We start from the raw sequence: 21474 nt of genomic DNA, 5'->3' as shown, positions 1-21474 counted from the left end.
TGTCGGAGGTTTGCCCCCCTGTTTTTTTGTGGGGGGCCCCGCCCCCCCCCGCCCGGGGGGGGGGGGCCGGGGGCCGCCCCCCCCCCCGGCGCCCCGGGGGGCGCCCCCCGCGGGGGGGCCCCCGCACCCCGCCACCCCCCACCCCACCGGTCGACCCGTCGAGGAGAACCATGTCCACGTACCGCGCATTCGAGGTCACAGGCGCCCGCAACTTCGAGCTCGTCACCCGCGAGGTCGTCGCCCCGCCCGCGGGGCACGTGCGGCTGAGGGTGGAGACCTGCGGCGTCTGCCACTCCGACGCGCTCGCCGTGGAGGGTCTGCGGGCCGACCCGTCGCAGCCGGTCGTCCCCGGCCACGAGGTCGTCGGCGTCATCGACGCCGTCGGCGAGGGCGTGAGCGCCTGGCGCGTCGGCGACCGGGTGGGCGTCGGCTTCCTGGGCGGTCACTGCGGCGAGTGCACGTCCTGCCGACGCGGGGACTTCGTCAACTGCACCGACCAGCCGCAGACCGGCACCACCACCGACGGCGGTTACGCCGAGGTCCTCGTCACCCGCAGCAGCGGCCTGGTCCGGGTGCCGGACGAGCTCTCCCCCACCCTCGCCGCCCCGCTGCTGTGCGCCGGACTCACGACCTTCAGCGCCCTGCGCCGGCTGGACGTCCGCCCCGGCGCGCTCGTCGCGGTCCAGGGCATCGGCGGCCTCGGCCACCTGGGCCTCCAGTACGCCGCCCGGCTCGGCTACCGCGTCGCGGCCATCGCCCGCGGCCAGGAGAAGGAGAAGCTCGCCCTCGAACTCGGCGCGAGCCACTACATCGACAGCGCGGCGCAGGACCCCGGAGCCGAGCTGCGCAAGCTGGGCGGCGCGGACGCCATCGTCGCCACCGCGGCGAACGGCACGTCGATGACGCCGCTGGTCCCCGGACTCGCCCCGCGCGGGCACATGGTCGTGGTCGGCGTCTCCATGGACCCGGTCTCCGTCGCCACGACCGACCTCGTCCTCGGTTCGCGCACCATCAGCGGGAGCCTGACCGGCTCCGCGATCGAGAACGAGGACAACCTCGAGTTCAGCTCGCGCTCCGGCATCCGCCCGATGGTCGAGACGATGCCCCTGTCGCGGGCGCCCGAGGCCTACGAGCGCATGATGTCCGGCAAGGCCCGCTTCCGGGTGGTCCTGGACGCGGCGGCCTGACCCGGCGGGCCGTGCCCTGCCGGGTGTATTTTTGACAGATCAGAGACGACTGGCCATATTGCGGTGCGGAGGTGGCACCATGGCCCGGCAGAGCATGCGCGAGGCGATCGTCGACGCGGCGGTCGCACAGTTCCACGCGAAGGGGTACAACGCCGCAGGGGTGAAGGACATCACGGACGCGGCCGGCGTTCCGAAGGGGTCGTTCTACAACCACTTCGACAGCAAGGAGTCGCTGGCCCTCGTCGCGCTCGACCGCTACGGCGCGGGCCGGCGGACGCACGAACTGGCGGAACCCGGCACCGCGCCGCTGGCGCGGCTGCGCGCGCACTTCGAGTTCCTGCGCGACGAGACCGTGGACGCGGACTTCACCCGGGGCTGCATGATCGGCAACTTCGGCGCCGAGATCGCCGACCACAGCGAGACGATCCGCGCGGGGGTCCGTGCGTCCCTCGGCCAGTGGGCCTCGTCGATCTCCGGCGCGCTCGCCGAGGCACAGCAGGCCGGCGAGCTGCGGGCGGACCTCGACACCGAGCGGACGGCGCGGTTCATCCTCAACACCTGGGAGGGCACGCTGATCGCCGCGCGTTCCGGCCGCTCGGGCGAGGCCTTCGACGACTTCTTCGAAACGGTCTTCGGAACGCTGCTCGCACCGCCGCCGCCCCCGGCGGCATGACCCACCGGTGCCCGGACGCCCCACGGCGACCGGGCACCGGCTTCCCGTGGACGACCGGAGTGCCGTCCAGCCCCTCGAGATCACGGCCGCGCACCCGCTGCCCGTCGCCCTCGACGCCCCGCACCCGGTGCGGCCAGGTCACAATGGTGACCCCGCGCGACGTGGCCGGAGGGCGGACGACCATGGGCGTGATCGCCACCGCGGCCAAGGAGGCCATGGTGGCCCGGTTCCTGCGCCGAAGTGCCGTGGGCCGGCTGCCCCGGCTGCCCCGGCGGACTCCGGCCGTCCTCCACGCGCTGCTCGACGGAAGTGCCGCCCCCGAGGCCGCGCGGGTGCTCACCGACGTCCTGATGGACGGTGTCGTGCGGATGGGCGCCGCGATGGGTGCCGCCCTGCCGTTCGTGATCCGTCTTGCCGCGGACCCGGAGGTCCCGGGGCGGTCCGCGCTGGTCGACCTCGTCGCCGTCGCGGCCGGACTCGCCCGGCCCGTCCACCCGGGGAACGAGCGCGCGGTGCTCCTCCGGGGGCCGGACGGCGATCACCCGGAACGCGCGCAGTGCCGGGCCGTGCTCGACGCGCACGGCGCCCTGGTCCGCACGCTGCCCGGCGACGAGGCTCCGCCCGCCTGACGGGGAACCCGGCCCGCACGGACTTCGCGCCCCTCAAGTGGGCAGGGTCCGGCGCCGGTTGGGGCGCGGGAGCGACTGCGGCACCCATGGCTCGGGCCACAACCCCTCGATTGGCCCTGGCCGGTGGCGCCCGGGCCTCCGTACGCTCGCGGGCATGCGGATTCGTATCGTCGACGCCTTCACCGACCGCCCCTTCGCCGGCAATCCCGCGGGCGTCCTGCTGCTGGACGCCGACGCCTTCCCCGACGACGGCTGGCTCCAGCGGGTGGCCGCCGAGGTCAACCTCTCCGAGACCGCCTTCGCCCACCCCACGCCGGGCGCCCAGGACGCGGACTGGGCCCTGCGCTGGTTCACCCCCAAGGCCGAGGTGAACATGTGCGGGCACGCCACCCTCGCCACCGCGCACATCCTGCACAGCACGGGCGCCGCCCGCGGTCCGGTACGGTTCGGCGCCCGCTGCGGCATCCTCACGACGACGGCCGACGACGACGGCACCATCACCATGGACTTCCCCGTAGCCCCGCTGACCTCGGTCGTCGTCACCGACGACATCGGCGCCGCGATCGGCGCCGACGTGCTGTCGGTGCACGAGACCGGCGACGACGTGGGCGACCTGCTGGTGGAGGTCGTCGACGAGAAGACCGTGCGGGCGCTCACCCCCGATGTCGCCGCCGTCGCCGCGCTGCCGTCCAAGCGCGGGCTCATCGTCACGGCCGCCGCCGAGTCCCCGGCGACGACCGGCTACGACTTCGTCTCGCGCGGCTTCTTCCCCGCCGTCGGCATCGAGGAGGACCCGGTGACCGGCAGCGCCCACACCGCCCTGGCGCCGTTCTGGTCGCGGCGTCTGGGCCGCGACGAGCTCACCGGGTTGCAGGCCTCGGCGCGTTCGGGTCTGGTGCGGACGGTGCTGCGCGGTGACCGCGTGCGGCTCAGCGGCCGTGCCGTCACCGTGATCGACGGCGAGCTGCACGCCCACCCGTAGAGGGGCCTCACGCGGTCGGCAGCCAGCCGACCTTCCCGGCGAGCAGCGCGTAGCCCACGAAGGCCACGATGTCGATCAGCGCGTGGGCCGCCACCAGCGGCCCCACGCGGCCCCAGCGCCGGTAGAGCAGAACGAAGACGACGCCCATCGCCATGTTCCCGATGAGCCCGCCGATGCCCTGGTAGAGGTGGTACGAACCGCGCAGCACGCTGCTGGCCACCAGCGCACCGACCGGTGTCCAGCCCAACTGGCCCAGTCTGCGCAGCAGGTAGCCGACGACGACGACCTCCTCGAGCACCGCGTTCTGGACCGCGGAGGCGGTCAGCACGGGGATCTTCCACCAGACGTCGGGCAGCGACTCCGGCACGACCGTCAGGTTGAACCCGGAGGCGCGCGCGCCCAGGTAGAACAGCAGCCCGGTGCCGCCGATGGCCGCAGCCACCGCGGCGCCGCGCAGCAGGTCGGTCCGCGGGCGGCGCAAGTCGAAGCCGATGGCCGGCATGCCCGTGCCCTCGCGGGCCAGCAGGTGGGCGACGAGCGCGACCGGGACGAGCGCGGTGGCGACACCGAACAGCTGCCAGGCCAGGTCCAGCCACGGACGGCCCGGCGCCTGCGAGCCGACGAGGGTCGCCGCCTGGTCCTTGAGCCCGCCGGGCTTGGTCAGCGAACCGATGAAGCTGATCAGCGCCGCGAGCGCGCTCGCCCCGAGCGACAGCGCGAGCACCAGCAGGGTCTCGCTGCGCAGCGCGCGCGGGCCGAGCCGCTCCACCGACCCGGCCCCGGACCCGCCCGGCTCCGCCGCGTTCCTGTCCACAGATGCCTCCACCCGCGCCATCCTGCCTCATCGGCGGGGCGGCACGGGCGGCGGCTCAGCGTTCCAGGGGCCACTCGTGCACGGGGGCGCCGGTGTGCATCAGCTCGCAGTAGCGCAGGGTCATCGCGGCCAGCGCCCGCTGCCGGTCCAGTCCGCGGTCCAGCTCCTGGTGGAAGGCGACGGCCTGCCACTCGGCGCCGTTCGTGCGCTTGCGGCAGCGGCCCTCGATGATGCCGAGGTAGTGGTCCCGGTCCACCGGGTCGATGCCCCACGCGTCCAGTCCGGCGGCCGCCATCGGGAGCAGTTCGTCCAGGACGAGTTCGACGGCCCCGATCTCCACGAGGCCGTTGCCGCGTCCCGGCCGGGGCCAGGTGAACACCGCGTCGATGCCGTACCGGCACGCGGCGTCGAAGTTCGCCGCGGCGGCGGCGAACGGCAGCCTGCTCCACACCGGGCGCGACGCCTCGGCGAGGGAGCGGACGAGCCCGTAGTAGAAGGCGGTGTTGGCGAGCACGTCGGCGACGGTGGGCCCGGCGGGCATCACGCGGTTCTCCACCCGCAGGTGCGGCACGCCGTCGACGACCGCGTACACCGGGCGGTTCCACCGGTAGATCGTGCCGTTGTGCAGGGTGAGTTCCTTCAGCTGCGGCACCCCGCCCTCGTCCAGCACGTGCAGCGGGTCCTCGTCCTCACATATGGGCAGCAGGGAGGGGAAGTAGCGCACATTCTCGGCGAAGAGGTCGTACGCGGAGTCGATCCAGCGCTCGCCGAACCAGGTCAGCGGGCGCACGCCCTGGGCCCGGTGCTCCTCGGGGCGGGTGTCGGTGGCCTGCTGGAACAGCGTGGGGCGGGTCTCCCGCCACAGCTCACGGCCGAACAGGAAGGGCGAGTTGGCGCCGAGCGCGACCTGTGGGCCGGCCACCACCTGCGCTGCGTTCCACACCGCGGCGAACCGCGCGGGGGTGACCTGCAGGTGCATCTGCATCGAGGTGCACGCGGCCTCCGGGGCGATCGAGCCGGAGACGCAGGTCAGCCGCTCCACCCCCGAGATGTCCAGGGTGATGTCCTCGCCGCGGGCGGCGAGGATGCGGTCGTTGAGCAGCATGTAGCGGTCGACGCGGGAGAGGTTGGCGCCGACCAGGTCCTGCGCGCCGAGGGTGGGCAGGATTCCCACCATCACGATGCGGGCGCCGACCTCGCGGGCCTTTCCCTCGGCATATCCCAGGCCCATGCGCAACTCTTCTGCGAGCCGGTCCAGGACCCGGCCGGAAAGCCGGTGCGGGGCGATGTTCACTTCAATGTTGAACTGTGCGAGCTCGGTCTGGAAATCACGGCTCGCGATGCGCTCGAGGACCTCCTCGTTCATCATGCGCGGCAGCCCGTCGCGGTCGGTGAGATTGAGTTCGATCTCCAGCCCCATCAGATTGCGGGGGCGGTCGAATCGCTTCTCCTCCAGCAGTCGCTCCAACCCCAGCAGGCACTGCTTCAGCTTCCTGCGGTAGCGCTGGCGGTCGGCCAGGTCGAACCCCGTGGCCGCGACCTTTTCCCCCATCGGAGGTCCTTCCTCGAGTGGGCCGTGATCACATCATGCCCAGCCCTGAGATCGATAAGGCCCCCGGCGCCTGCGCTGAGCCGCTAAGCTGGCCACGAGCACCGTCTTGCGGCACATTCCGCGGGCATGGACGGAATTCACATGCCGTCGGCGCCAGTGTCGTGAAAAACACCGACGAGATTCAGCCATCCGCAGTAGCGCGGAAAGCGCAGTTCACGGCGTGGGCGACGGCGCAATTGGGGAGCTATTACCTTCCCCGGGTGACCTGGAAGCGCCTTGCCCGTAATATCACTGACGGCTAGATGAAACACTGCGCGAACACTCCTCGTATATCCTTCGTTCACAGGCAGAGCCTCCGCGACCCGCCGCGCGCCCGCGACGCATCCGGCCACGGGAAGGGATCCGCATGCCCACGCTGATTCCGTACGCCGCCGCCCCCGCGCGCCCCGCGGATCCGGGCTGTCCCGGCCTGCCGCCGCTTCGTCTGCTCCATCGCTGACAGTGCTGTCCGCGCCCCGCCGAACACCCCCCGTGTCTCCTCATGAGAGGCCGCCCACCATGCCGCTGCAGGTAGCCCCAGCCCCCGCTCCCGCCCTGCGGAGCGTTCTCGCCGCCCTGAGCTCCCCCACCGCCGTCCGTGAGGCCCGCACCCCCTCACTGCGCAACGCCACGGGGCCCCTGGTCGCCGAGCATCCGCTCCCCCTGCACGTCCTCGACCCCGTGATCACCGAACCGGGAGGACTGCCTCGGGCGCGACTGACCGGCTGGCGCTTCCACATCCGTACCGGCGACAAGGTGGCCGCCGCGGGCGAGACCGTGGACACCCCGGACGGCTGGGCGTTCTCGCACTTCTGCGAGGGCCCCTACCTGGCCTCCACCGAGCGCGCGCTGCGCCAGGCCGACGCGCTCACCACCCCCTACCAGCCGCACCTGCTCTCGGTACCGGGGCTCTACATGCTGACGCTGTGGCTGCACGGGGACGTCACAGCGGACGCGGGCACGGCCCAGCCGGCCCCTTCCGACCTGCTGATCCCGCTGGCGCCGGCCCCGCCGGGGATCGCCGCGCACCGCATGCACCGGCTCTCCGACCTGGTGCCGGTGCTCACCCTGCGGCTGGCTCCGCCACCCCTGCTCGGCACCACCGCCTGAGGCTCCCGGCTGGGGCGACCCGCACACGCCTCCGTGACCGCCCGGTCACGGAGGCGTTGCATTGTCCGGGCAACCGCCCGCGAGAGTGAATGCGTCCCCAACTAACGAGGACAGCTCACGCGAAATCCCTGCGGAAATCCCTCAGTAGAGCAACACTGGGACCGACCGACTGAACGGGGGAGCGGCATGACTGAGGTTCCTACCCAAGGCAGCCGTACTTCACACCACTCGCAGCGAAAGACGTCGTCCATGTGCCCGCACCAGCCGCATTGTCCGTCCGCCGGCAGCCCCGACCGCGAGGCCGCCCACATCATGGCCAGCCACCCCGAGCAGGGCTGGAGCCTGCTGTGCAACGGCGTCCTGCTCTTCGAGGACACCGGTGAGCTCCTCCCCGACGGGCAGATCATCGCCCCGCACCGCCCGCTCGGCAGCGAGCACATCGTCACGGCGGCCTGACCCGGGCCGGGAACGACACAGGGCCGACCCCGCTGGAGCAGCGGGGCCGACCCTTGAGCGCGTCAGGCGCCCTTACGCGTCGTACTCGTCCAGCGGGGGGCAGGAGCAGACCAAATTGCGGTCGCCGAAGGCGCCGTCGATGCGGCGGACCGGCGGCCAGTACTTGTCCGCGGCCGACACGCCGGACGGGAAGACCGCCTCCTCACGGGAGTACGGGTGCTCCCAGTCGCCGCCCAGCGCCGCCGCCGTGTGCGGGGCGTTGCGCAGCGGGTTGTCCTGCGCGGGCCACTCCCCCGAGCCGACCCGCTCGATCTCGGCGCGGATCGCGATCATCGTGTCGCAGAAGCGGTCCAGCTCCGCGAGGTCCTCGCTCTCCGTCGGCTCGATCATCAGCGTCCCGGCCACCGGGAACGACATCGTCGGCGCGTGGAAGCCGTAGTCGATCAGGCGCTTGGCGACGTCGTCGACCGTCACGCCCGTCTCCTTGGTCAGCGGGCGCAGGTCGATGATGCACTCGTGCGCGACGAGACCGCCGGGACCCGTGTAGAGCACCGGGAAGTGCGGCTCCAGGCGCTTGGCCACGTAGTTCGCGCTGAGCACCGCCACCTGGGTGGCGCGCTTGAGGCCCTCGCCGCCCATGAGCCGTACGTACGCCCAGGAGATCGGCAGGATGCCGGCCGAGCCCCAGGGGGCGGCCGAGATCGGGCCGACGCCCGTCTCCGGGCCGGCGGACGGCTGGAGCGGGTGGTTCGGCAGGTACGGGGCGAGGTGGGCGCGGACCGCGACCGGACCGACGCCGGGGCCGCCGCCGCCGTGCGGGATGCAGAAGGTCTTGTGCAGGTTCAGGTGCGACACGTCGCCGCCGAAGTGGCCGGGCTTCGCCAGGCCCACCAGGGCGTTGAGGTTCGCGCCGTCCACGTAGACCTGGCCGCCCGCGTCGTGCACCGCGGCGCAGATGTCGCCGATGTGCTCCTCGAAGACGCCGTGCGTGGAGGGGTAGGTGACCATGAGCACGGCGAGCTCGTCGCGGTACTGCTCGATCTTGGCGCGCAGGTCCTCGACGTCGACCTCGCCGTCGCCCGCGGTCTTCACGACGACGACCCTCATGCCGGCCATCACGGCGCTGGCGGCGTTGGTGCCGTGCGCGGAGGACGGGATGAGGCACACGGTGCGCTGGGCGTCACCGTTGGCGCGGTGGTATGCGCGGACGGCCAGCAGGCCGGCGAGCTCACCCTGGGAACCGGCGTTCGGCTGGAGGCTGACCTTGTCGTAGCCGGTGACCTCGGCGAGGCGCTCCTCCAGCTCACGGATGAGCGTCAGGTAGCCCTCGGCCTGGTCGGCCGGCGCGAAGGGGTGGAGCGCGCCGAACTCGGGCCAGGTGACCGGCTCCATCTCGGTGGTCGCGTTGAGCTTCATGGTGCAGGAGCCCAGCGGGATCATGCCGCGGTCCAGCGCGTAGTCGCGGTCGGCGAGGCGGCGCAGGTAGCGCAGCATCGCGGTCTCGGAGCGGTGCTGGTGGAAGACCGGGTGGGTCAGGTAGTCCACGCCGCGGGTCAGACCGGCGGGCAGCGCGTCCCCGGTGGTCGCGTCCAGGGCCTCGACGTCGGCGCCGGTGACGCCGAAGGCGTCCCAGACCGCGGCGAGGTCGGCGCGGCCGGTGGTCTCGTCGCAGGCGATGCCGACCAGGTCGGCGTCGACCTGGCGCAGGTTCACCCCGGCCTCGCGGGCGGCGGCCACGACCTCGGCGGCACGGCCGGGCACGCGGGCGGTGACGGTGTCGAAGAAGGCTCCGGTGGTCACCTCGACACCGCCGGCGCGCAGGCCCGCGGCGAGGACCGAGGCGTAGCGGTGGGTGCGGCGGGCGATCTGCGCCAGGCCCTCCGGGCCGTGGTAGACCGCGTACATGCCGGCCATGACGGCGAGCAGCACCTGCGCGGTGCAGATGTTGCTGGTGGCCTTCTCGCGGCGGATGTGCTGCTCGCGGGTCTGCAGGGCCAGACGGTAGGCCCTGTCGCCGTCGGCGTCGACGGAGACGCCGACCAGGCGGCCCGGGAGGCTGCGGGCGTACGCGTCACGGACGGCCATGTAACCGGCGTGCGGGCCGCCGAAGCCCATGGGCACACCGAAGCGCTGGGTGGTGCCGACCGCGATGTCCGCGCCGAGCTCGCCGGGGGAGGTGAGCACGGTCAGGGCCAGCAGGTCGGCGGCGACGGTGACGATCGCGCCGAGCCCGTGCGCCTGCTCCACGAGCGGCTTGAGGTCGCGCACGGCACCGGAGGCGCCCGGGTACTGCAGCAGCACGCCGAAGACGCCGCGCTCGGCGATCTCCGCCGGGATGCCCTCGCTGAGGTCGGCGACGACGACCTCGACGCCGGTCGGCTCGGCGCGGGTCTCGATCACGGCGACGGTCTGCGGGAAGGTGTCGGCGTCGATCAGGAAGACGCCGTCCTTGACCTTGCCGACCCGGCGGGCCAGGGCCATGGCCTCGGCGGCCGCGGTGCTCTCGTCGAGCAGCGAGGCGCCGGAGGTGGACAGCCCGGTGAGGTCGGCGACGACCGTCTGGAAGTTCAGCAGGGCCTCCAGGCGGCCCTGGGAGATCTCCGGCTGGTAGGGCGTGTACGCCGTGTACCAGGCGGGGTTCTCCATGACGTTGCGCAGGATGACCGGCGGGGTGAAGGTGCCGTAGTAGCCGAGGCCGATCATGGGGCGCAGCACCTGGTTGCGGTCGGCGAGCGAGCGCAGCTCGGCGAGGACCTCGGGCTCGGTGCGGGCGTCGGACAGACCGAGCGCCTCGGCGCTCTTGATGGTGTCCGGCACGGCGGCGGCGGTCAGCTCGTCCAGCGAGCCGTAGCCGACCTGCGCGAGCATCTTGGCCTGCGCACCGGCGTCGGGCCCGATGTGGCGCTGCTCGAAGGGGATGCCGCGCTCCAGCTCGGAGAGTGGGATGCGGTTGGCGGTCATCTGCGGAGGCCTCCTGGTCTGACGCGACACGGCCTCCCCCTCTGTCATCTGAACCTGAGAGCTTCACCGTCCCGCAGGTGCCGGGACGGCTTTCACCGTCGGTGAGGAAGCGGCCGCGCACGCGGTGTGCCGCCCTTCCTGCTTTCCAGAGTGACCTCACCCATGCGGTACGGATGCCTGAGAGATTCCGGGGAGGGTTTGCTCCTTCGGCGCCCGGCGGACGGTTCCCCGCGTCGCCAGGACTCTCCCGCAAGGGGTCAGCAGCCGCTGTCAGCGTACCAGCGCGGTCCGGGGACGGGTCATGTGACAGCCGCCACCTTTCGTGCCTAAATAGGATTAATCGCGACCAGTTGGAGGGACCGTGCAGACCGGTATCGATCCGCGCAGCCTCATCGGGCGCAGGGCCTTCGACCGCAACGGGATGAAGATCGGCACGGTCGACGAGGTGTACCTCGACGACGCCACCGGAGAGCCCGAGTGGGCCGCGGTGCGCACCGGCCTGTTCAGCCGCGACGCCTTCGTGCCGCTGGAACCGAGCGAGTTCACCGGGGAGGAGCTGCGCGTGCCGTTCGACAAGGCACTGATCAAGGACGCCCCGGACTTCGGCGTGGGCCGGCACCTCTCCCCCGAGCAGGAGCTGCAGCTCTACCACCACTACGGCATGAGCGGGCCTTCGCTGTCCGGCCCGGTGCCGGAGCCCCCGCCGGACCACGACTTCGGCAAGCTGGCCGGCGACGCCTGACGCGGGAGCCCCCGCAGGCCCGGTAACACCAGCGGGAGCGGTTCGGACGGCTCGAGTTCCGGGTCGGTCACCGCGAAGGTGCGCACCCGCCCCGGCGCCGGCGAGCCCGGCTCCTCGAAGCGGACGGTGACCCTCCCGACCCCGCTGCCCTGTACCCACCCCGCGCCGTGCTCGGTGTGCCGCACGTCCTGGCCCGGCACCCAGCGCCGCTCCGCCGGCTCCGGCTCCCGGGCTTCCTCCACGGGCCGCTCGTCAGCCCCCTCGGACGGGGCGGACCCCTCGCCCGCCTCCTCCTCCCGTTCGGCCGCCTGGGCGAACAGGTCCTCCTGCGTGAAGTCCGCGAGCCCCGCGACACCGACCCCGAGCAGGCGTACGCCGCCGGTGATCTCGACGGCCTCCAGCAGCCGCGCCGCGGTCTCCCGCACCACCGCGAGGTCGTCGGTCGGGGCGCGCAGGGTCTCCGATCGGGTCAGCGTCGTGAAGTCGTACCGCCGCACCTTCAGCACCACCGTGCGGCCCGAGCGGCCCGCCGTGCGCAGCCTGCGCACGCAGCGGTCGGCCAGCCGGTCCACCTCGAGCCGGACCCGGACGCGGTCGGTGAGGTCAACGTCGAAGGTGTCCTCGACCGAGACCGACTTGCTCTCGCGGTCGGCGACCACGGGCCGCTCGTCGATCCCCAGGGCCATCCCGTGCACATGGGCGCCGTGCGCCTTGCCGAGCAGCCGCACCAGCTCGGCCTCCCCCGCCTCCACGACCTCGCCGACCGTGAGGATGCCCGCCCGCCTCAGGTGCTCCGCCGTCGCGGGCCCGACGCCCGGCAGCGTACGCACCTGCATGGGGGCCAGCAGCTCGCGCTCGGTGCCGGGCTCGATGACGACCAGCCCGTCGGGCTTGGCCTGCTCCGAGGCGATCTTGGCGAGCAGCTTGGAGCCCGCGAGCCCCACCGAGCCGGTGACCCCGGTGGCCGCCCGGATGTCCGCCCGCAGCCGCTCCCCCACCGCGCGCGGGTCGTCCGCGATCCCGCCCGCCTCCAGGTCCACGAAGGCCTCGTCGAGGCTGAGCGGCTCGACCAGCGGCGACAGCCGTGACAGCAGTTCCATGACGATGTCGCTGATCTGCCGGTAGACGGCGAAGCGCGGCACGAGGTACGCCGCGTTCGGGCACAGCCGGCGCGCGTGGGCCATCGCCATGGCCGAGTGCACCCCGTGCACCCGGGCCTCGTACGAGGCGGTCGCGACCACGCCGCGCGGCCCGAGGCCCCCCACGACGACCGGCTTCCCCCGCAGACTCGGCTTCGCGGCCTGCTCGACGGCGGCGAAGAACGCGTCCATGTCCAGGTGGAGGATGGTCGGCGCGCTTCTCACAGTCACCGATGGTGCCCCACGGGTCCGACATCCGCCGTACGTCTGTACGGCGGACGGGTGGGCCGCGGTCCGATCCGGGCGGTTCGGCCCGGTTCAGCCCGCGCGGTTGCGGCGCCGGGCCAGCTCGTCGCCCGGATTGTGGCCGACCACGGTCTCCCCGGTGTCGACGCGCTCGGAGTGCAGCTGCGACAGGGCGCCCTCGACGTCCCGCCACACCACGCCCACGGCGATCCCGAAGATCCCCTGACCGCCCTGGAGGAGGTCGACGACCTCGTCCGGGGAGGTGCACTCGTACACCGTCGCGCCGTCGCTCATCAGCGTCATGCGGGTGAGTTCGGCTGGCGCGCTCGACCGCAGGTGCTGCACGGCGGTGCGGATGTTCTGCAGGGACACCCCCGTGTCGAGGAGCCGCTTGACGATCTTGAGGACCACGACGTCCCGGAAGCTGTACAGCCGCTGCGTCCCCGAGCCGTACGCGGGGCGGATGCTGGGCTCCACGAGCCCGGTACGCGCCCAGTAGTCCAGCTGGCGATACGTGATGCCGGTCGCCGCGCAGGCGGTGGGCCCGCGGTAGCCGACCCGTTCACCGGCCCCCTCCGGCTGCTGTCCCGAGGTGTCGCCCGAACCCCCTCCGGGGGGCGTCGCGGCGTTGCGGGCCAAGGCCCCGCGCATCGGATACGGGCCGCCAAAGGCCGTACCGTCGCCGGTGCTTCTCACGCCGACCTCCCGTCCCTTCGCACCCCTCAGGGCACGCGCACGTGCCATCGGGACTTTCCTCCTCGACGGTAGGCAGTCACTCCGGGTGCGTCAACGATCGCCACGCTCGGCACGCCGAGTGATATCAACCCCAGAGGTGGTTTCCCGTGTCCATGGTGGGGGTAGGTCTGGACGAATGGCCTTCGCGGGCCCTATTGACTGCTGGTTCCGAAGTCCTCCGGCGAGATCTGGTCGAGGAACTCGCGGAACTTCTCGACCTCGTCCTCCTGCTCGTCGGGAATGGCGATGCCGGCGTCGTCCAGCACCCCGTCGCTACCGTAGATGGGGGTTCCGGTGCGCAGCGCGAGCGCTATGGCATCCGAGGGACGGGCGCTCACCTCGACGCCACTGGCGAACACCAGCTCGGCGTAGAAGACGCCGTCACGCAGGTCGGTGATCCGGACCTCGGTCAGCGTCTGACCGACGGCCTCGAGCACGTCCTTGAACAGATCATGGGTCAGCGGCCGCGCGGGCGTCATGCCCTGCTGCGCGAAAGCGATGGCGGTGGCCTCCCCCGGCCCGATCCAGATGGGCAGGTAGCGGTCGCCTCCCACTTCCCGCAGGAGCACAATCGGCTGGTTGGAGGGCATTTCGACCCGGACACCCACGACGTCGAGCTCGTTCACACAGCAACCCTAGGCCGTGCCCGGCAGGTTTGGGTAGTCGGGACGGGCCCGGCCGGTCACCGACCGGGCGTGTCCTGGCCAATGTCGCTCAGAAGAGCCGCACCCTCAGCGCGGACTGCACCAGCGCCGCGTGCAGCCGCACGGACAGCGCCGCCAGCTCCCGCGCGGTGGCCTCCGCGTGCGTCCTGGTCTGCGGATTGCGGTGCCTGCGCAGGGGCGCGACCACCTGCTCCACCAGACCGGCCTCACGATCGGCGGCCGCCTTGACCGCCCGCAGATGGCGCGGTTCGAGCCCGAAGCGGCCCAGATCGGCCACGATCTTGGCGATGTTCACCGTTTCGGCGTCGTAGTCACCGTCAGGACCGGCCTCCACCAGTCCGTACGCCTCCCACTGGGCGAGCTCGCCCGCTTCGGCCCCCGTGGCGGCCAGCAGCTCGTCCCTGCCGATGCGCAGTGCCGCGGGTGCCTCCCGCTCCACCGCGCCGACATCGATCAGCTCCCGGGACTCCCCGGAGGACGGGACGGGCAGCGGCAGCGGTTCGCCGCGGTCGAGGGCGTCGAGGTGCTCGCGGATCACTTTCAACGGAAGATAGTGGTCCCGCTGCATGCGCAGCACGTGCCCGAGCCGTTCCACGTCCCGGACGGTGAACTTCCGGTACCCGGAGGGCGTGCGTTGCGGCTCCACCAGCCCCTCCGCCTCCAGGAAGCGGATCTTGGAGATGGTGACCTCGGGGAACTCCTCCCGCAACTCGTTGAGCACCGCGCCGATGCTCAGCAGCCGGTCGTCCGCGGTGGCGGTGCCGTTGCCGGCACCGCCCGACGGTGTACGAAGCATGAACCTTCCCTCGCGGGGGTCAGGCGCCCCACTGGCTCGCGTAGAAGACCAGTCGGTACTTGCCGATCTGCACCTCGTCGCCACTGGACAGGGTCACCGAGTCGATCCGCTCGCGGTTGACGTAGGTGCCGTTGAGGCTGCCGACGTCGGAGACCGTGAAGGAACCGTCCTGAGCGCGCCGGAACTCCACGTGACGCCGCGAGACGGTGACGTCGTCCAGGAAGATGTCGCTCTCCGGGTGACGGCCGGCCGTCGTCAGTTCGCCGTCCAGGAGGAAGCGGCTCCCCGAGTTCGGACCACGGCGTACCACCAGCAGCGCGGAGCCCGGCGGCAGCGCGTCGACCGCGGCCTGGGCCTCCGGGGACAGCGCCGGCAGCACGGTCTGTCCCGTCGCCTCGGCCTCGTACGCCTCGATCCCGGAGATGGAGATCGTGGACGTCGTCTCGGAGGCACGCTCGGACGGCACCGCGGCACGCAGCGGCGCGCCACAGTTGGAGCAGAAGCGGCTCGCTTCCGCGTTCTGGAACCCGCACCGCGTACAGACCGGCAAGGACCCTCCACCCGTGCTAGAGGCTGATGGTTGCTGGAAACCTATGCGCCCCGCAGCCGCAGGGTCAACAGAAACCGCACCATGAGCGCCCGAAATGTCACCGCCCGGAGCAGCGGTCCCGTCACGGAACAGCGGGCGCTCCTCGCCCGGTCCCTCATCCTGCGCGTGCCGCGGGGCGCGGTGACGCGCCGTGGGGCTGTCACCAGCCTGACGCGAACTCTTGCCGAACCACTTACCGAACAACTTCACGGGCGATTCCCCTTGAACGACACAGACCCGCCCGTGGGGCAGGACGAACCCTCAGTCACGACCGACACATAGTTTCCCTCACGCACCACCCCAGCGGTGCGGCGACCCCCCGCATTCTCCTGCCCTCCCCCGCAAACCCCACTCGCCCCCGCCTCACCGGGTCGACGACTGAGCGTAGTCAGGCTGCTCCGACGGCCGCAAGGCGTCGACAACGATCTTCTCCGATCGCGTCACATCCGCTGTGGCCTGCTCCTTCTCCAAAGTCTGTACCACGCCGCCCGGGATGTTCAGGGCGGGTTCAAGATCCTGTGGATTACCGATGACCTTGAAGCGGTAGGGCGCGCTGACCTTGTGCCCGTCGATCTGCACACCGCCCGACCCCTGGATGAAGTAGGTGTCGGCGACGACCCGCACGTCGTTGATCTGGATCGCCTCCGCTCCCGCGGCGCGCAGCTCCTGCAGCGCGTCGAGCAGCATGTCGGCCTCGACGGCGTCCTGGGGGTCGTTGATCGTCAACGTGATGCCGGGTCCCTCGACGGCGACCGTGCCGGCCAGCACCCCGAGCTGCTCCGCCTTCTGCTCGGTCTGCTTGCGGGCCTCCTCGGCCTGGTCCGAGCTGTTCTCCAGCTCGGTGCGCTGCTCCTCGAGGCGCCGCCGCTCGTCGCCGAGCCGCTGCGAGCGGTTGTCCAGCTCGTCCAGGATGCGCACCAGATCCTCCTGGCGGGCACCGCGCAGCGCGCTGGTGTCGCTGGTCGAGCGGACCTGGATGGCCAGGCCCAGACCGAGGACGAACAGCAGCAGCGCGACGATCAACTGCGCCCGGGACACCCGCGGCGGCCACAGTCCCGCCTTGAGGCGTTGCCGGCCGCTCACGCCGGACGCCGTTCCCCGCCCATCCCCCGATTCCTGCGGCGGCTGCTGCCGACCGGGCGCGGATTGCCCCGCATCCGACGGCCCGGCGGCCGGCACCGGTCCGGCCGCGGGCAGCTCCGGGCGCGCAGCGGGCCGCTCCCGCGCCGGCGGCTCGGCCCCGGCTGGCAGCTCGGGACGCGGCCGTTCCGGCCGGGAGGGCTCCGCGGGCCGCGGCGCCTCCGGCCGTTCCGGCGTCTGGTCGTTCTCGTCACTCATCGTGCTGTCACGCCCGGAAGACATGGCGGCGGATCGCCGCGGCGTTGGAGAAGATGCGGATGCCGAGGACGACGACCACACCCGTGGAGAGCTGCGCACCCACCCCCAGCTTGTCGCCCAGGAAGACGATCAGCGCGGCCACGACGACGTTGGACAGGAAGGAGACCACGAAGACCTTGTCGTCGAAGATCCCGTCGAGCATGGCCCGCAGACCGCCGAAGACGGCGTCGAGCGCGGCGACCACGGCGATCGGGAGGTAGGGCTCGACCACCGTCGGCACGACGGGGCGGACCACCAGGCCCACCACCACTCCAACGATCAGGCCCAGTACGGCGATCAATTCGTACCCTTCCCATTTCCGGATGCGCTCGACGACGGCCCGGCCGACGGGACCGGGGTCGCGGAGCGGATGATCAGGCTCGGAGCCGCGGGCAGTTCCAGCTTCTCCTTCTCGGAGATGCGTGCGCGGATCCCGTAGTTCTCCTGCAGGACGTGCAGGTACTGCCCGTCCGCACCGTCCTGGAAGGACGTGCTCAGCTTCTGCGGGTCCCCGATCGCCAGGATCGTGTAGGGCGGAACCAGCGGCCGGTTGTCGACCAGTATGGCGTCACCCGCGGCACGGATGGCCGACAACGACGTCAACCGCTGCCCGTTGATGGAGATGGCCTCCGCCCCCGCTGCCCACAGGCCGTTGACGACGCGCTGCATGTCCCGGTCGCGCACCCGGCCGGTGTCGGAGAAGTCACTGGTCGTACGCGGATCGCCACCGCCGCCCGACGAGGCCTCCTTGGCGTCGTTGACCTCCAGCTCGATGCCCGGCCCCGTGACCGGCGTCGCCCCGGCCAGGAGCGCCACGCGCTCCGCGTCACCGTCGCGGTCGTTGAGCGCCTGACGCTGCTTGGCCGCCACCTCGTCGCGCAGCCCGTCCACGCTCTTCTGCAGCTCGTCGGCGGTACGGGTCTCGGACTCGATGCGGTCGATGAGCTTCTGCCGTTCCTTGGCCAGCGTCGGGGCGGCCACCTGCGTCTGCGCCGCGCCTATGGTGACCACGACGCCGGCCAGCACCAGGCCCAGTGCGAGCACCAGCCGGCCCCGCAGCGTTGCGGGCAGACGGGACGTGCCCGTGGCGCCCCGGCGGGCGGCGGCCTCGGCGTACCCGTCGTCGAGACTGTGCTCCATGACGTTCGTCAGCAGCGACATGGAGGCGTCCGGGCGCCGGGTCACGGCCCTCCCAGGGGCGCTGCTCCGATCGGGGTGCTGCTGCGACATGCCGCACATCGTCGCATGTCCGTGCCACCGACCTCGAACGGGCCCCTCCCGACGCGCCGTTCGTCGCGTCGGGAGGGGCCCGTGAGCCGGTGCCGGAGCGGGATCAGCGGCCGGCGCTGTCCACGATCGACGACCACTCGTCGAGCAGTGCCTGCGCGGAGGCGTCGTCCGGCCCCTCCGCCCACAGGTGCGTGACCGCCTCGGCCGGGTCGGGCAGCACCATCACCCAGCGGCCGTCCGCCTCGACCACACGCACGCCGTCGGTGGTGTCGACGTTGCGGTCCCCCGCCTCCTCGACCACCCGGCGCATGACCAGGCCCTTGACCGCCCACGGCGTCGCCAGGTCCCGCTTGAGGACGTGGGCACGCGGGATGCGTGCGTCGATCTGGCTCAGGGTGAGCTGGGTACGCGCCACCAGGCCGATCAGCCGCACGAAGGCCGCGGCGCCGTCGAAGACGCTGCTGAACTCCGGGATGATGATGCCGCCCTTGCCGTCACCGCCGAAGATGGTCGTGTCCTGCCGGCCGACCCGGGTGAGGTCGTCGGGCGAGGTCGTCGTCCAGTCCACCTGCGTCCCGTGGTACGCCGCGACCTGTTCGGCGATGCGGGTCGTCGTCACGGGGAGCGCCACCCGGCCGCTGCGCCGCTCGGCGGCGACCAGGTCGAGCATGACCAGCAGCGCCCGGTCGTCCTCGATGATCTTGCCGCGCTCGTCCACCAGCGACAGCCGCTCCCCGACCGGGTCGAAGCGCACGCCGAAGGCCGCCCGCGAGGACGCCACGATCTCCCCGAGCCGGACCAGGCCCGCACGCCGGCCGTCGGCCGTCTCGGTGGGCCGGGCCTCGTTGAGGCCGGGGTTGATCGTCAGCGAGTCCACCCCGAGCCGGCCGAGCAGGCTGGGCAGGACGAGTCCCGCGCTGCCGTTCGCGGCGTCGACCACGACCTTCAGCCCTGCCTCGGCGATGCCCGAGGTGTCCACGGCCCGCAGCAGCGCGCCCGTGTAGGAGTCGAAGACGCTCGCCGGGAAGTTCAGGTCGCCGATCTCGCCGGGGAACGCACGGCGGTACTCCTGGCGCGCGAACACGCGGTCCAGCTTGCGCTGCCCCGCCGCCGACAGGTCGGCGCCGCGTTCGTCGAAGAACATGATGTCCACCGAGTCGGGGATGCCCGGACTCGTACGGATCATGATGCCGCCGGCGCTGCCGCGCGCGGTCTGCTGCCGCGCCACGGGCATCGGCACGTTCTCCAGGTCCCGCACGTCGATCGCGCTGGCCTGGAGCGCCGAGATCACCGCACGCTTCAGCGCACGGGCACCACGGGAGTGGTCACGGGCGGTCGTGACGGTGGCGCCCTTCTTGAGCGTCGTCGCGTACGCGCCCGCGAGGCGCACGGCGAGCTCCGGGGTGATCTCCACGTTCAGGATGCCGGAGACGCCCCGCGCGCCGAACAGGTTCGCCTGGCCCCTGGACTCCCAGATCACCGACGTGTTCACGAAGGCGCCGGCCTCGATGGTCTTGAACGGGTACACCCGGACGTTGCCCGCGATGATCGACTCCTCGCCGATCAGGCACTCGTCGCCGATGACCGCCCCGTCGTCGATCCGCGCCGCGCGCATGACGTCGGTGTTCTTGCCGATGACGCAGCCGCGCAGGTTGGTCTGCGGCCCGATGTAGACGTTGTCGTGGACGACGGCCTTGTGCAGGAAGGCACCGGACTTCACGACGACGTTGGAGCCGATCACCGTGTGCTCGCGCAGCTCGGCCCCGGCCTCGACCTTGGCGTAGTCACCGACGTACAGGGGACCGCGCAGCGTCGCGTCCGGGTGCACCTCCGCGCCCTCGGCGACCCAGACGCCGGGCGAGATCTCGAAGCCCTCCAGGTCGACGTCGACCTTGCCCTCCAGGACGTCGGCCTGCGCCTTGATGTAGCTCTCGTGGGTGCCGACGTCCTCCCAGTAGCCCTCGGCGATGTAGCCGTAGACGGGCTTGCCTTCCTTCATCAACTGCGGGAAGACGTCACCGGACCAGTCCACCGAGACGTCGGGCTCGACGTAGTCGAAGACCTCCGGCTCCATGACGTAGATGCCGGTGTTCACCGTGTCCGAGAAGACCTGGCCCCAGGTCGGCTTCTCGAGGAAGCGCTCGACCTTGCCCTCCTCGTCGACGATGGTGATCCCGAACTCCAGGGGGTTGGGCACCCGGGTCAGGCAGACCGTGACCAGCGCGCCCTTCTCCTTGTGGAAGTTGATCAGCTCGGTCAGGTCGAAATCGGTCAGTGCGTCACCGGAGATCACCAGGAACGAATCGTCCTTGAGGGCGTCCTCGGCGTTCTTGACGCTGCCGGCGGTGCCGAGTGGCTTCTCCTCGTTCGCGTAGGTGAGGTCCATGCCGAGTTCTTCGCCGTCACCGAAGTAGTTCTTGACGAGCGAGGCGAGGAACTGCACGGTCACCACGGTCTCGGTCAGACCGTGCCGCTTGAGCAGCTTGAGCACGTGCTGCATGATCGGCTGATTCACGACCGGCAGCAGCGGCTTGGGCATGCTCGAGGTCATCGGGCGAAGGCGTGTTCCTTCGCCGCCGGCCATCACGACGGCCTTCATGTCGGAAGCGTCCTCCTCAAAGAGACGACTGTCTTGCCGACGTCACCCGTGCTCTCTCTCACGCGGACCGTCGCGGTCCCCCGGACCGCCGGTCACGCGCGGGGTACCCGGCCGGAGGGCTCTCCTGCCGGGTACGCGGGCTCAATCGGCCGTGGCGTCCGCCCTGACGAGTCGGCGGACCTGGACCACGTAGAGGATCCCTGCCCACCAATACAGCGTTGTACCCCATCCTGCGAACGCCCATCCGAAAATAGCAGCGAGCGTGTTCAGCCACCCGTCGCCGTCGCTCAGCAGCAGCAGCGGGAAGGCGTACATGAGGTTGAAGGTGGCGGCCTTTCCCATGAAGTTGACCTGCGGCGGACCCCAGCCGTGCCGGCGCATGACCAGGATCATCACGCCCATGACGGCGTCCCGGGCCACCAGGATGGCCGTCAGCCACCACGGTAGGATCCCGCGCCACGTGAGGCCGATGATCGTGGAGACGATGTACAGCCGGTCGGCGGCCGGGTCCAGCACCCTGCCGAGGCTGCTGATCTGGTTCCAGCGGCGCGCGAGCTTCCCGTCCAGGTAGTCGCTGACGCCGCTGAGGGCGAGCACGAGCAGTGCCCAGCCGTCGACCTTCGGACCGCCGAACTCGGGCCACAGGATGAGCCACAGGAATACGGGCACGCCCAACAGCCGTGCCATGCTCAGGATGTTGGGGATCGTGAAGACGCGATCCGTCTGCACCCTTGTCTCCTGGACCTCCACCGGGGGCCCCTTCTCTTGAACGTACGCTCGGATGATTCCACCCGACCTTACCTCAGGGCATGAAAAAGCCCGCCGCCGGGCCTCTGAAGAGGCTCCGGCGACGGGCTCAATAATTGTTCGGCGGCGTCCTACTCTCCCACAGGGTCCCCCCTGCAGTACCATCGGCGCTGAAAGGCTTAGCTTCCGGGTTCGGAATGTAACCG

At 71.6% G+C, this 21474-nt stretch carries 20 protein-coding genes, 1 rRNA gene, 1 pseudogene and 1 riboswitch; of the genes and pseudogenes, 7 read left to right on the top strand and 15 right to left on the bottom strand.

Annotated elements, in window-relative coordinates:
* Positions 1 to 170: 170 nt before the first annotated feature.
* The 4 genes from ACFYYN_RS42735 (at position 171) to ACFYYN_RS42720 (ending at position 3471) form a co-directional block, all read left to right on the top strand.
* Complete coding sequence (locus ACFYYN_RS42735) at positions 171 to 1187, top strand: alcohol dehydrogenase catalytic domain-containing protein (RefSeq protein WP_500550096.1); 1017 nt, start codon at positions 171 to 173, stop codon at positions 1185 to 1187.
* A 79-nt stretch (positions 1188 to 1266) separates the two neighbouring features.
* The gene (locus ACFYYN_RS42730) at positions 1267 to 1860 is read left to right on the top strand and encodes a TetR/AcrR family transcriptional regulator (RefSeq protein ID WP_500550095.1); all 594 of its coding nucleotides are present in this window, start codon (positions 1267 to 1269) and stop codon (positions 1858 to 1860) included.
* Positions 1861 to 2003: 143 nt separating this feature from the next.
* Positions 2004 to 2489: a hypothetical protein gene (locus ACFYYN_RS42725; protein ID WP_500550094.1), complete on the top strand. Its 486-nt coding sequence runs from the start codon at positions 2004 to 2006 to the stop codon at positions 2487 to 2489.
* Positions 2490 to 2643: 154 nt separating this feature from the next.
* Positions 2644 to 3471 carry a PhzF family phenazine biosynthesis protein gene (locus ACFYYN_RS42720; RefSeq protein WP_500550093.1) on the top strand — a complete coding sequence of 276 codons (828 nt, stop codon included), beginning with the start codon at positions 2644 to 2646 and terminating at the stop codon, positions 3469 to 3471.
* A 7-nt stretch (positions 3472 to 3478) separates the two neighbouring features.
* Here the strand turns inward: ACFYYN_RS42720 and ACFYYN_RS42715 are convergent, their stop codons facing one another.
* Positions 3479 to 4306 carry a CPBP family intramembrane glutamic endopeptidase gene (locus ACFYYN_RS42715; protein ID WP_500550092.1) on the bottom strand — a complete coding sequence of 276 codons (828 nt, stop codon included), beginning with the start codon at positions 4304 to 4306 and terminating at the stop codon, positions 3479 to 3481.
* Positions 4307 to 4340: 34 nt separating this feature from the next.
* Positions 4341 to 5837, bottom strand: coding sequence for a glutamate-cysteine ligase family protein (locus ACFYYN_RS42710; RefSeq protein ID WP_500325234.1), 1497 nt, complete (start codon positions 5835 to 5837; stop codon positions 4341 to 4343).
* A gap of 558 nt (positions 5838 to 6395) precedes the next feature.
* Here ACFYYN_RS42710 and ACFYYN_RS42705 point away from each other — a divergent pair.
* Both ACFYYN_RS42705 and ACFYYN_RS42700 read left to right on the top strand, forming a co-directional pair.
* Positions 6396 to 6986, top strand: a complete 591-nt coding sequence (locus tag ACFYYN_RS42705) for a hypothetical protein (RefSeq protein WP_499510561.1) — start codon at positions 6396 to 6398, stop codon at positions 6984 to 6986.
* Between the two features lie 249 nt (positions 6987 to 7235).
* Complete coding sequence (locus tag ACFYYN_RS42700) at positions 7236 to 7442, top strand: DUF5999 family protein (RefSeq protein ID WP_319139728.1); 207 nt, start codon at positions 7236 to 7238, stop codon at positions 7440 to 7442.
* A 72-nt stretch (positions 7443 to 7514) separates the two neighbouring features.
* On the opposite strand, the gene gcvP is transcribed toward ACFYYN_RS42700, so the two are convergent.
* Complete coding sequence (gene gcvP, locus ACFYYN_RS42695; RefSeq protein WP_500550091.1) at positions 7515 to 10403, bottom strand: aminomethyl-transferring glycine dehydrogenase; 2889 nt, start codon at positions 10401 to 10403, stop codon at positions 7515 to 7517.
* A gap of 155 nt (positions 10404 to 10558) precedes the next feature.
* A riboswitch (glycine riboswitch) is annotated at positions 10559 to 10663 on the bottom strand.
* 101 nt (positions 10664 to 10764) lie between these two features.
* Between gcvP and ACFYYN_RS42690 the strand changes: the two genes are divergently transcribed.
* Positions 10765 to 11145, top strand: a complete 381-nt coding sequence (locus tag ACFYYN_RS42690) for a PRC-barrel domain-containing protein (protein ID WP_499510563.1) — start codon at positions 10765 to 10767, stop codon at positions 11143 to 11145.
* Here ACFYYN_RS42690 and ACFYYN_RS42685 read toward each other — a convergent pair.
* From ACFYYN_RS42685 to rrf, 12 genes and pseudogenes are all read right to left on the bottom strand, one after another.
* Positions 11058 to 12509, bottom strand: a complete 1452-nt coding sequence (locus tag ACFYYN_RS42685) for a DNA polymerase IV (protein ID WP_500550090.1) — start codon at positions 12507 to 12509, stop codon at positions 11058 to 11060. The genes ACFYYN_RS42690 and ACFYYN_RS42685 overlap by 88 nt on opposite strands.
* Positions 12510 to 12602: 93 nt before the next feature.
* On the bottom strand, positions 12603 to 13226 hold the full coding sequence (locus ACFYYN_RS42680) for a MerR family transcriptional regulator (protein ID WP_499510565.1): 624 nt from the start codon (positions 13224 to 13226) through the stop codon (positions 12603 to 12605).
* 191 nt (positions 13227 to 13417) lie between these two features.
* Positions 13418 to 13891, bottom strand: coding sequence for a bifunctional nuclease family protein (locus ACFYYN_RS42675; RefSeq protein WP_018558705.1), 474 nt, complete (start codon positions 13889 to 13891; stop codon positions 13418 to 13420).
* 88 nt (positions 13892 to 13979) lie between these two features.
* Positions 13980 to 14726, bottom strand: a complete 747-nt coding sequence (gene ftsR, locus ACFYYN_RS42670; RefSeq protein WP_500550089.1) for a transcriptional regulator FtsR — start codon at positions 14724 to 14726, stop codon at positions 13980 to 13982.
* A 19-nt stretch (positions 14727 to 14745) separates the two neighbouring features.
* A complete protein-coding gene (locus ACFYYN_RS42665) occupies positions 14746 to 15192 on the bottom strand; it encodes an FHA domain-containing protein (protein WP_500325261.1) in 447 nt (148 codons plus the stop codon).
* Positions 15193 to 15207: 15 nt separating this feature from the next.
* Positions 15208 to 15525: pseudogene (locus tag ACFYYN_RS42660) on the bottom strand (zinc ribbon domain-containing protein); the annotation flags it as partial.
* A gap of 153 nt (positions 15526 to 15678) precedes the next feature.
* Complete coding sequence (locus tag ACFYYN_RS42655; protein WP_500550088.1) at positions 15679 to 16653, bottom strand: DUF881 domain-containing protein; 975 nt, start codon at positions 16651 to 16653, stop codon at positions 15679 to 15681.
* Between the two features lie 7 nt (positions 16654 to 16660).
* Positions 16661 to 16993: a small basic family protein gene (locus ACFYYN_RS42650; protein ID WP_003984969.1), complete on the bottom strand. Its 333-nt coding sequence runs from the start codon at positions 16991 to 16993 to the stop codon at positions 16661 to 16663.
* A complete protein-coding gene (locus tag ACFYYN_RS42645) occupies positions 16990 to 17931 on the bottom strand; it encodes a DUF881 domain-containing protein (RefSeq protein ID WP_500325242.1) in 942 nt (313 codons plus the stop codon). The genes ACFYYN_RS42650 and ACFYYN_RS42645 overlap by 4 nt, the downstream gene beginning before the upstream one ends.
* A 94-nt stretch (positions 17932 to 18025) precedes the next feature.
* The gene (locus ACFYYN_RS42640) at positions 18026 to 20521 is read right to left on the bottom strand and encodes a sugar phosphate nucleotidyltransferase (RefSeq protein ID WP_500550087.1); all 2496 of its coding nucleotides are present in this window, start codon (positions 20519 to 20521) and stop codon (positions 18026 to 18028) included.
* Positions 20522 to 20662: 141 nt separating this feature from the next.
* Positions 20663 to 21271 carry a cardiolipin synthase ClsA gene (clsA, locus tag ACFYYN_RS42635; RefSeq protein ID WP_026250929.1) on the bottom strand — a complete coding sequence of 203 codons (609 nt, stop codon included), beginning with the start codon at positions 21269 to 21271 and terminating at the stop codon, positions 20663 to 20665.
* A 115-nt stretch (positions 21272 to 21386) separates the two neighbouring features.
* A 5S ribosomal RNA gene (gene rrf / locus ACFYYN_RS42630) occupies positions 21387 to 21474 on the bottom strand; the annotation flags it as partial.

The sequence above is a fragment of the Streptomyces sp. NPDC001902 genome (genome assembly GCF_042891295.1).
Classification (GTDB): domain Bacteria; phylum Actinomycetota; class Actinomycetes; order Streptomycetales; family Streptomycetaceae; genus Actinacidiphila.
The sequence above is the reverse complement of the archived record's forward strand: the minus strand, read 5'-3'. Positions and strand labels throughout refer to the sequence as shown.

Excerpts from the sequence above, each read along its gene's own strand:
- ACFYYN_RS42735 (WP_500550096.1), top strand. The coding sequence starts at position 171 with ATGTCCACGTACCGCGCATTCGAGGTCACAGGCGCCCGCAACTTCGAG.
- ACFYYN_RS42730 (WP_500550095.1), top strand. The coding sequence starts at position 1,267 with ATGGCCCGGCAGAGCATGCGCGAGGCGATCGTCGACGCGGCGGTCGCA.
- ACFYYN_RS42725 (WP_500550094.1), top strand. The coding sequence starts at position 2,004 with ATGGTGACCCCGCGCGACGTGGCCGGAGGGCGGACGACCATGGGCGTG.
- ACFYYN_RS42720 (WP_500550093.1), top strand. The coding sequence starts at position 2,644 with ATGCGGATTCGTATCGTCGACGCCTTCACCGACCGCCCCTTCGCCGGC.
- ACFYYN_RS42715 (WP_500550092.1), bottom strand. The coding sequence starts at position 4,306 with ATGGCGCGGGTGGAGGCATCTGTGGACAGGAACGCGGCGGAGCCGGGC.
- ACFYYN_RS42710 (WP_500325234.1), bottom strand. The coding sequence starts at position 5,837 with ATGGGGGAAAAGGTCGCGGCCACGGGGTTCGACCTGGCCGACCGCCAG.
- ACFYYN_RS42705 (WP_499510561.1), top strand. The coding sequence starts at position 6,396 with ATGCCGCTGCAGGTAGCCCCAGCCCCCGCTCCCGCCCTGCGGAGCGTT.
- ACFYYN_RS42700 (WP_319139728.1), top strand. The coding sequence starts at position 7,236 with ATGTGCCCGCACCAGCCGCATTGTCCGTCCGCCGGCAGCCCCGACCGC.
- gcvP (WP_500550091.1), bottom strand. The coding sequence starts at position 10,403 with ATGACCGCCAACCGCATCCCACTCTCCGAGCTGGAGCGCGGCATCCCC.
- ftsR (WP_500550089.1), bottom strand. The coding sequence starts at position 14,726 with ATGCTTCGTACACCGTCGGGCGGTGCCGGCAACGGCACCGCCACCGCG.
- ACFYYN_RS42655 (WP_500550088.1), bottom strand. The coding sequence starts at position 16,653 with ATGAGTGACGAGAACGACCAGACGCCGGAACGGCCGGAGGCGCCGCGG.
- ACFYYN_RS42645 (WP_500325242.1), bottom strand. The coding sequence starts at position 17,931 with ATGTGCGGCATGTCGCAGCAGCACCCCGATCGGAGCAGCGCCCCTGGG.
- ACFYYN_RS42640 (WP_500550087.1), bottom strand. The coding sequence starts at position 20,521 with ATGAAGGCCGTCGTGATGGCCGGCGGCGAAGGAACACGCCTTCGCCCG.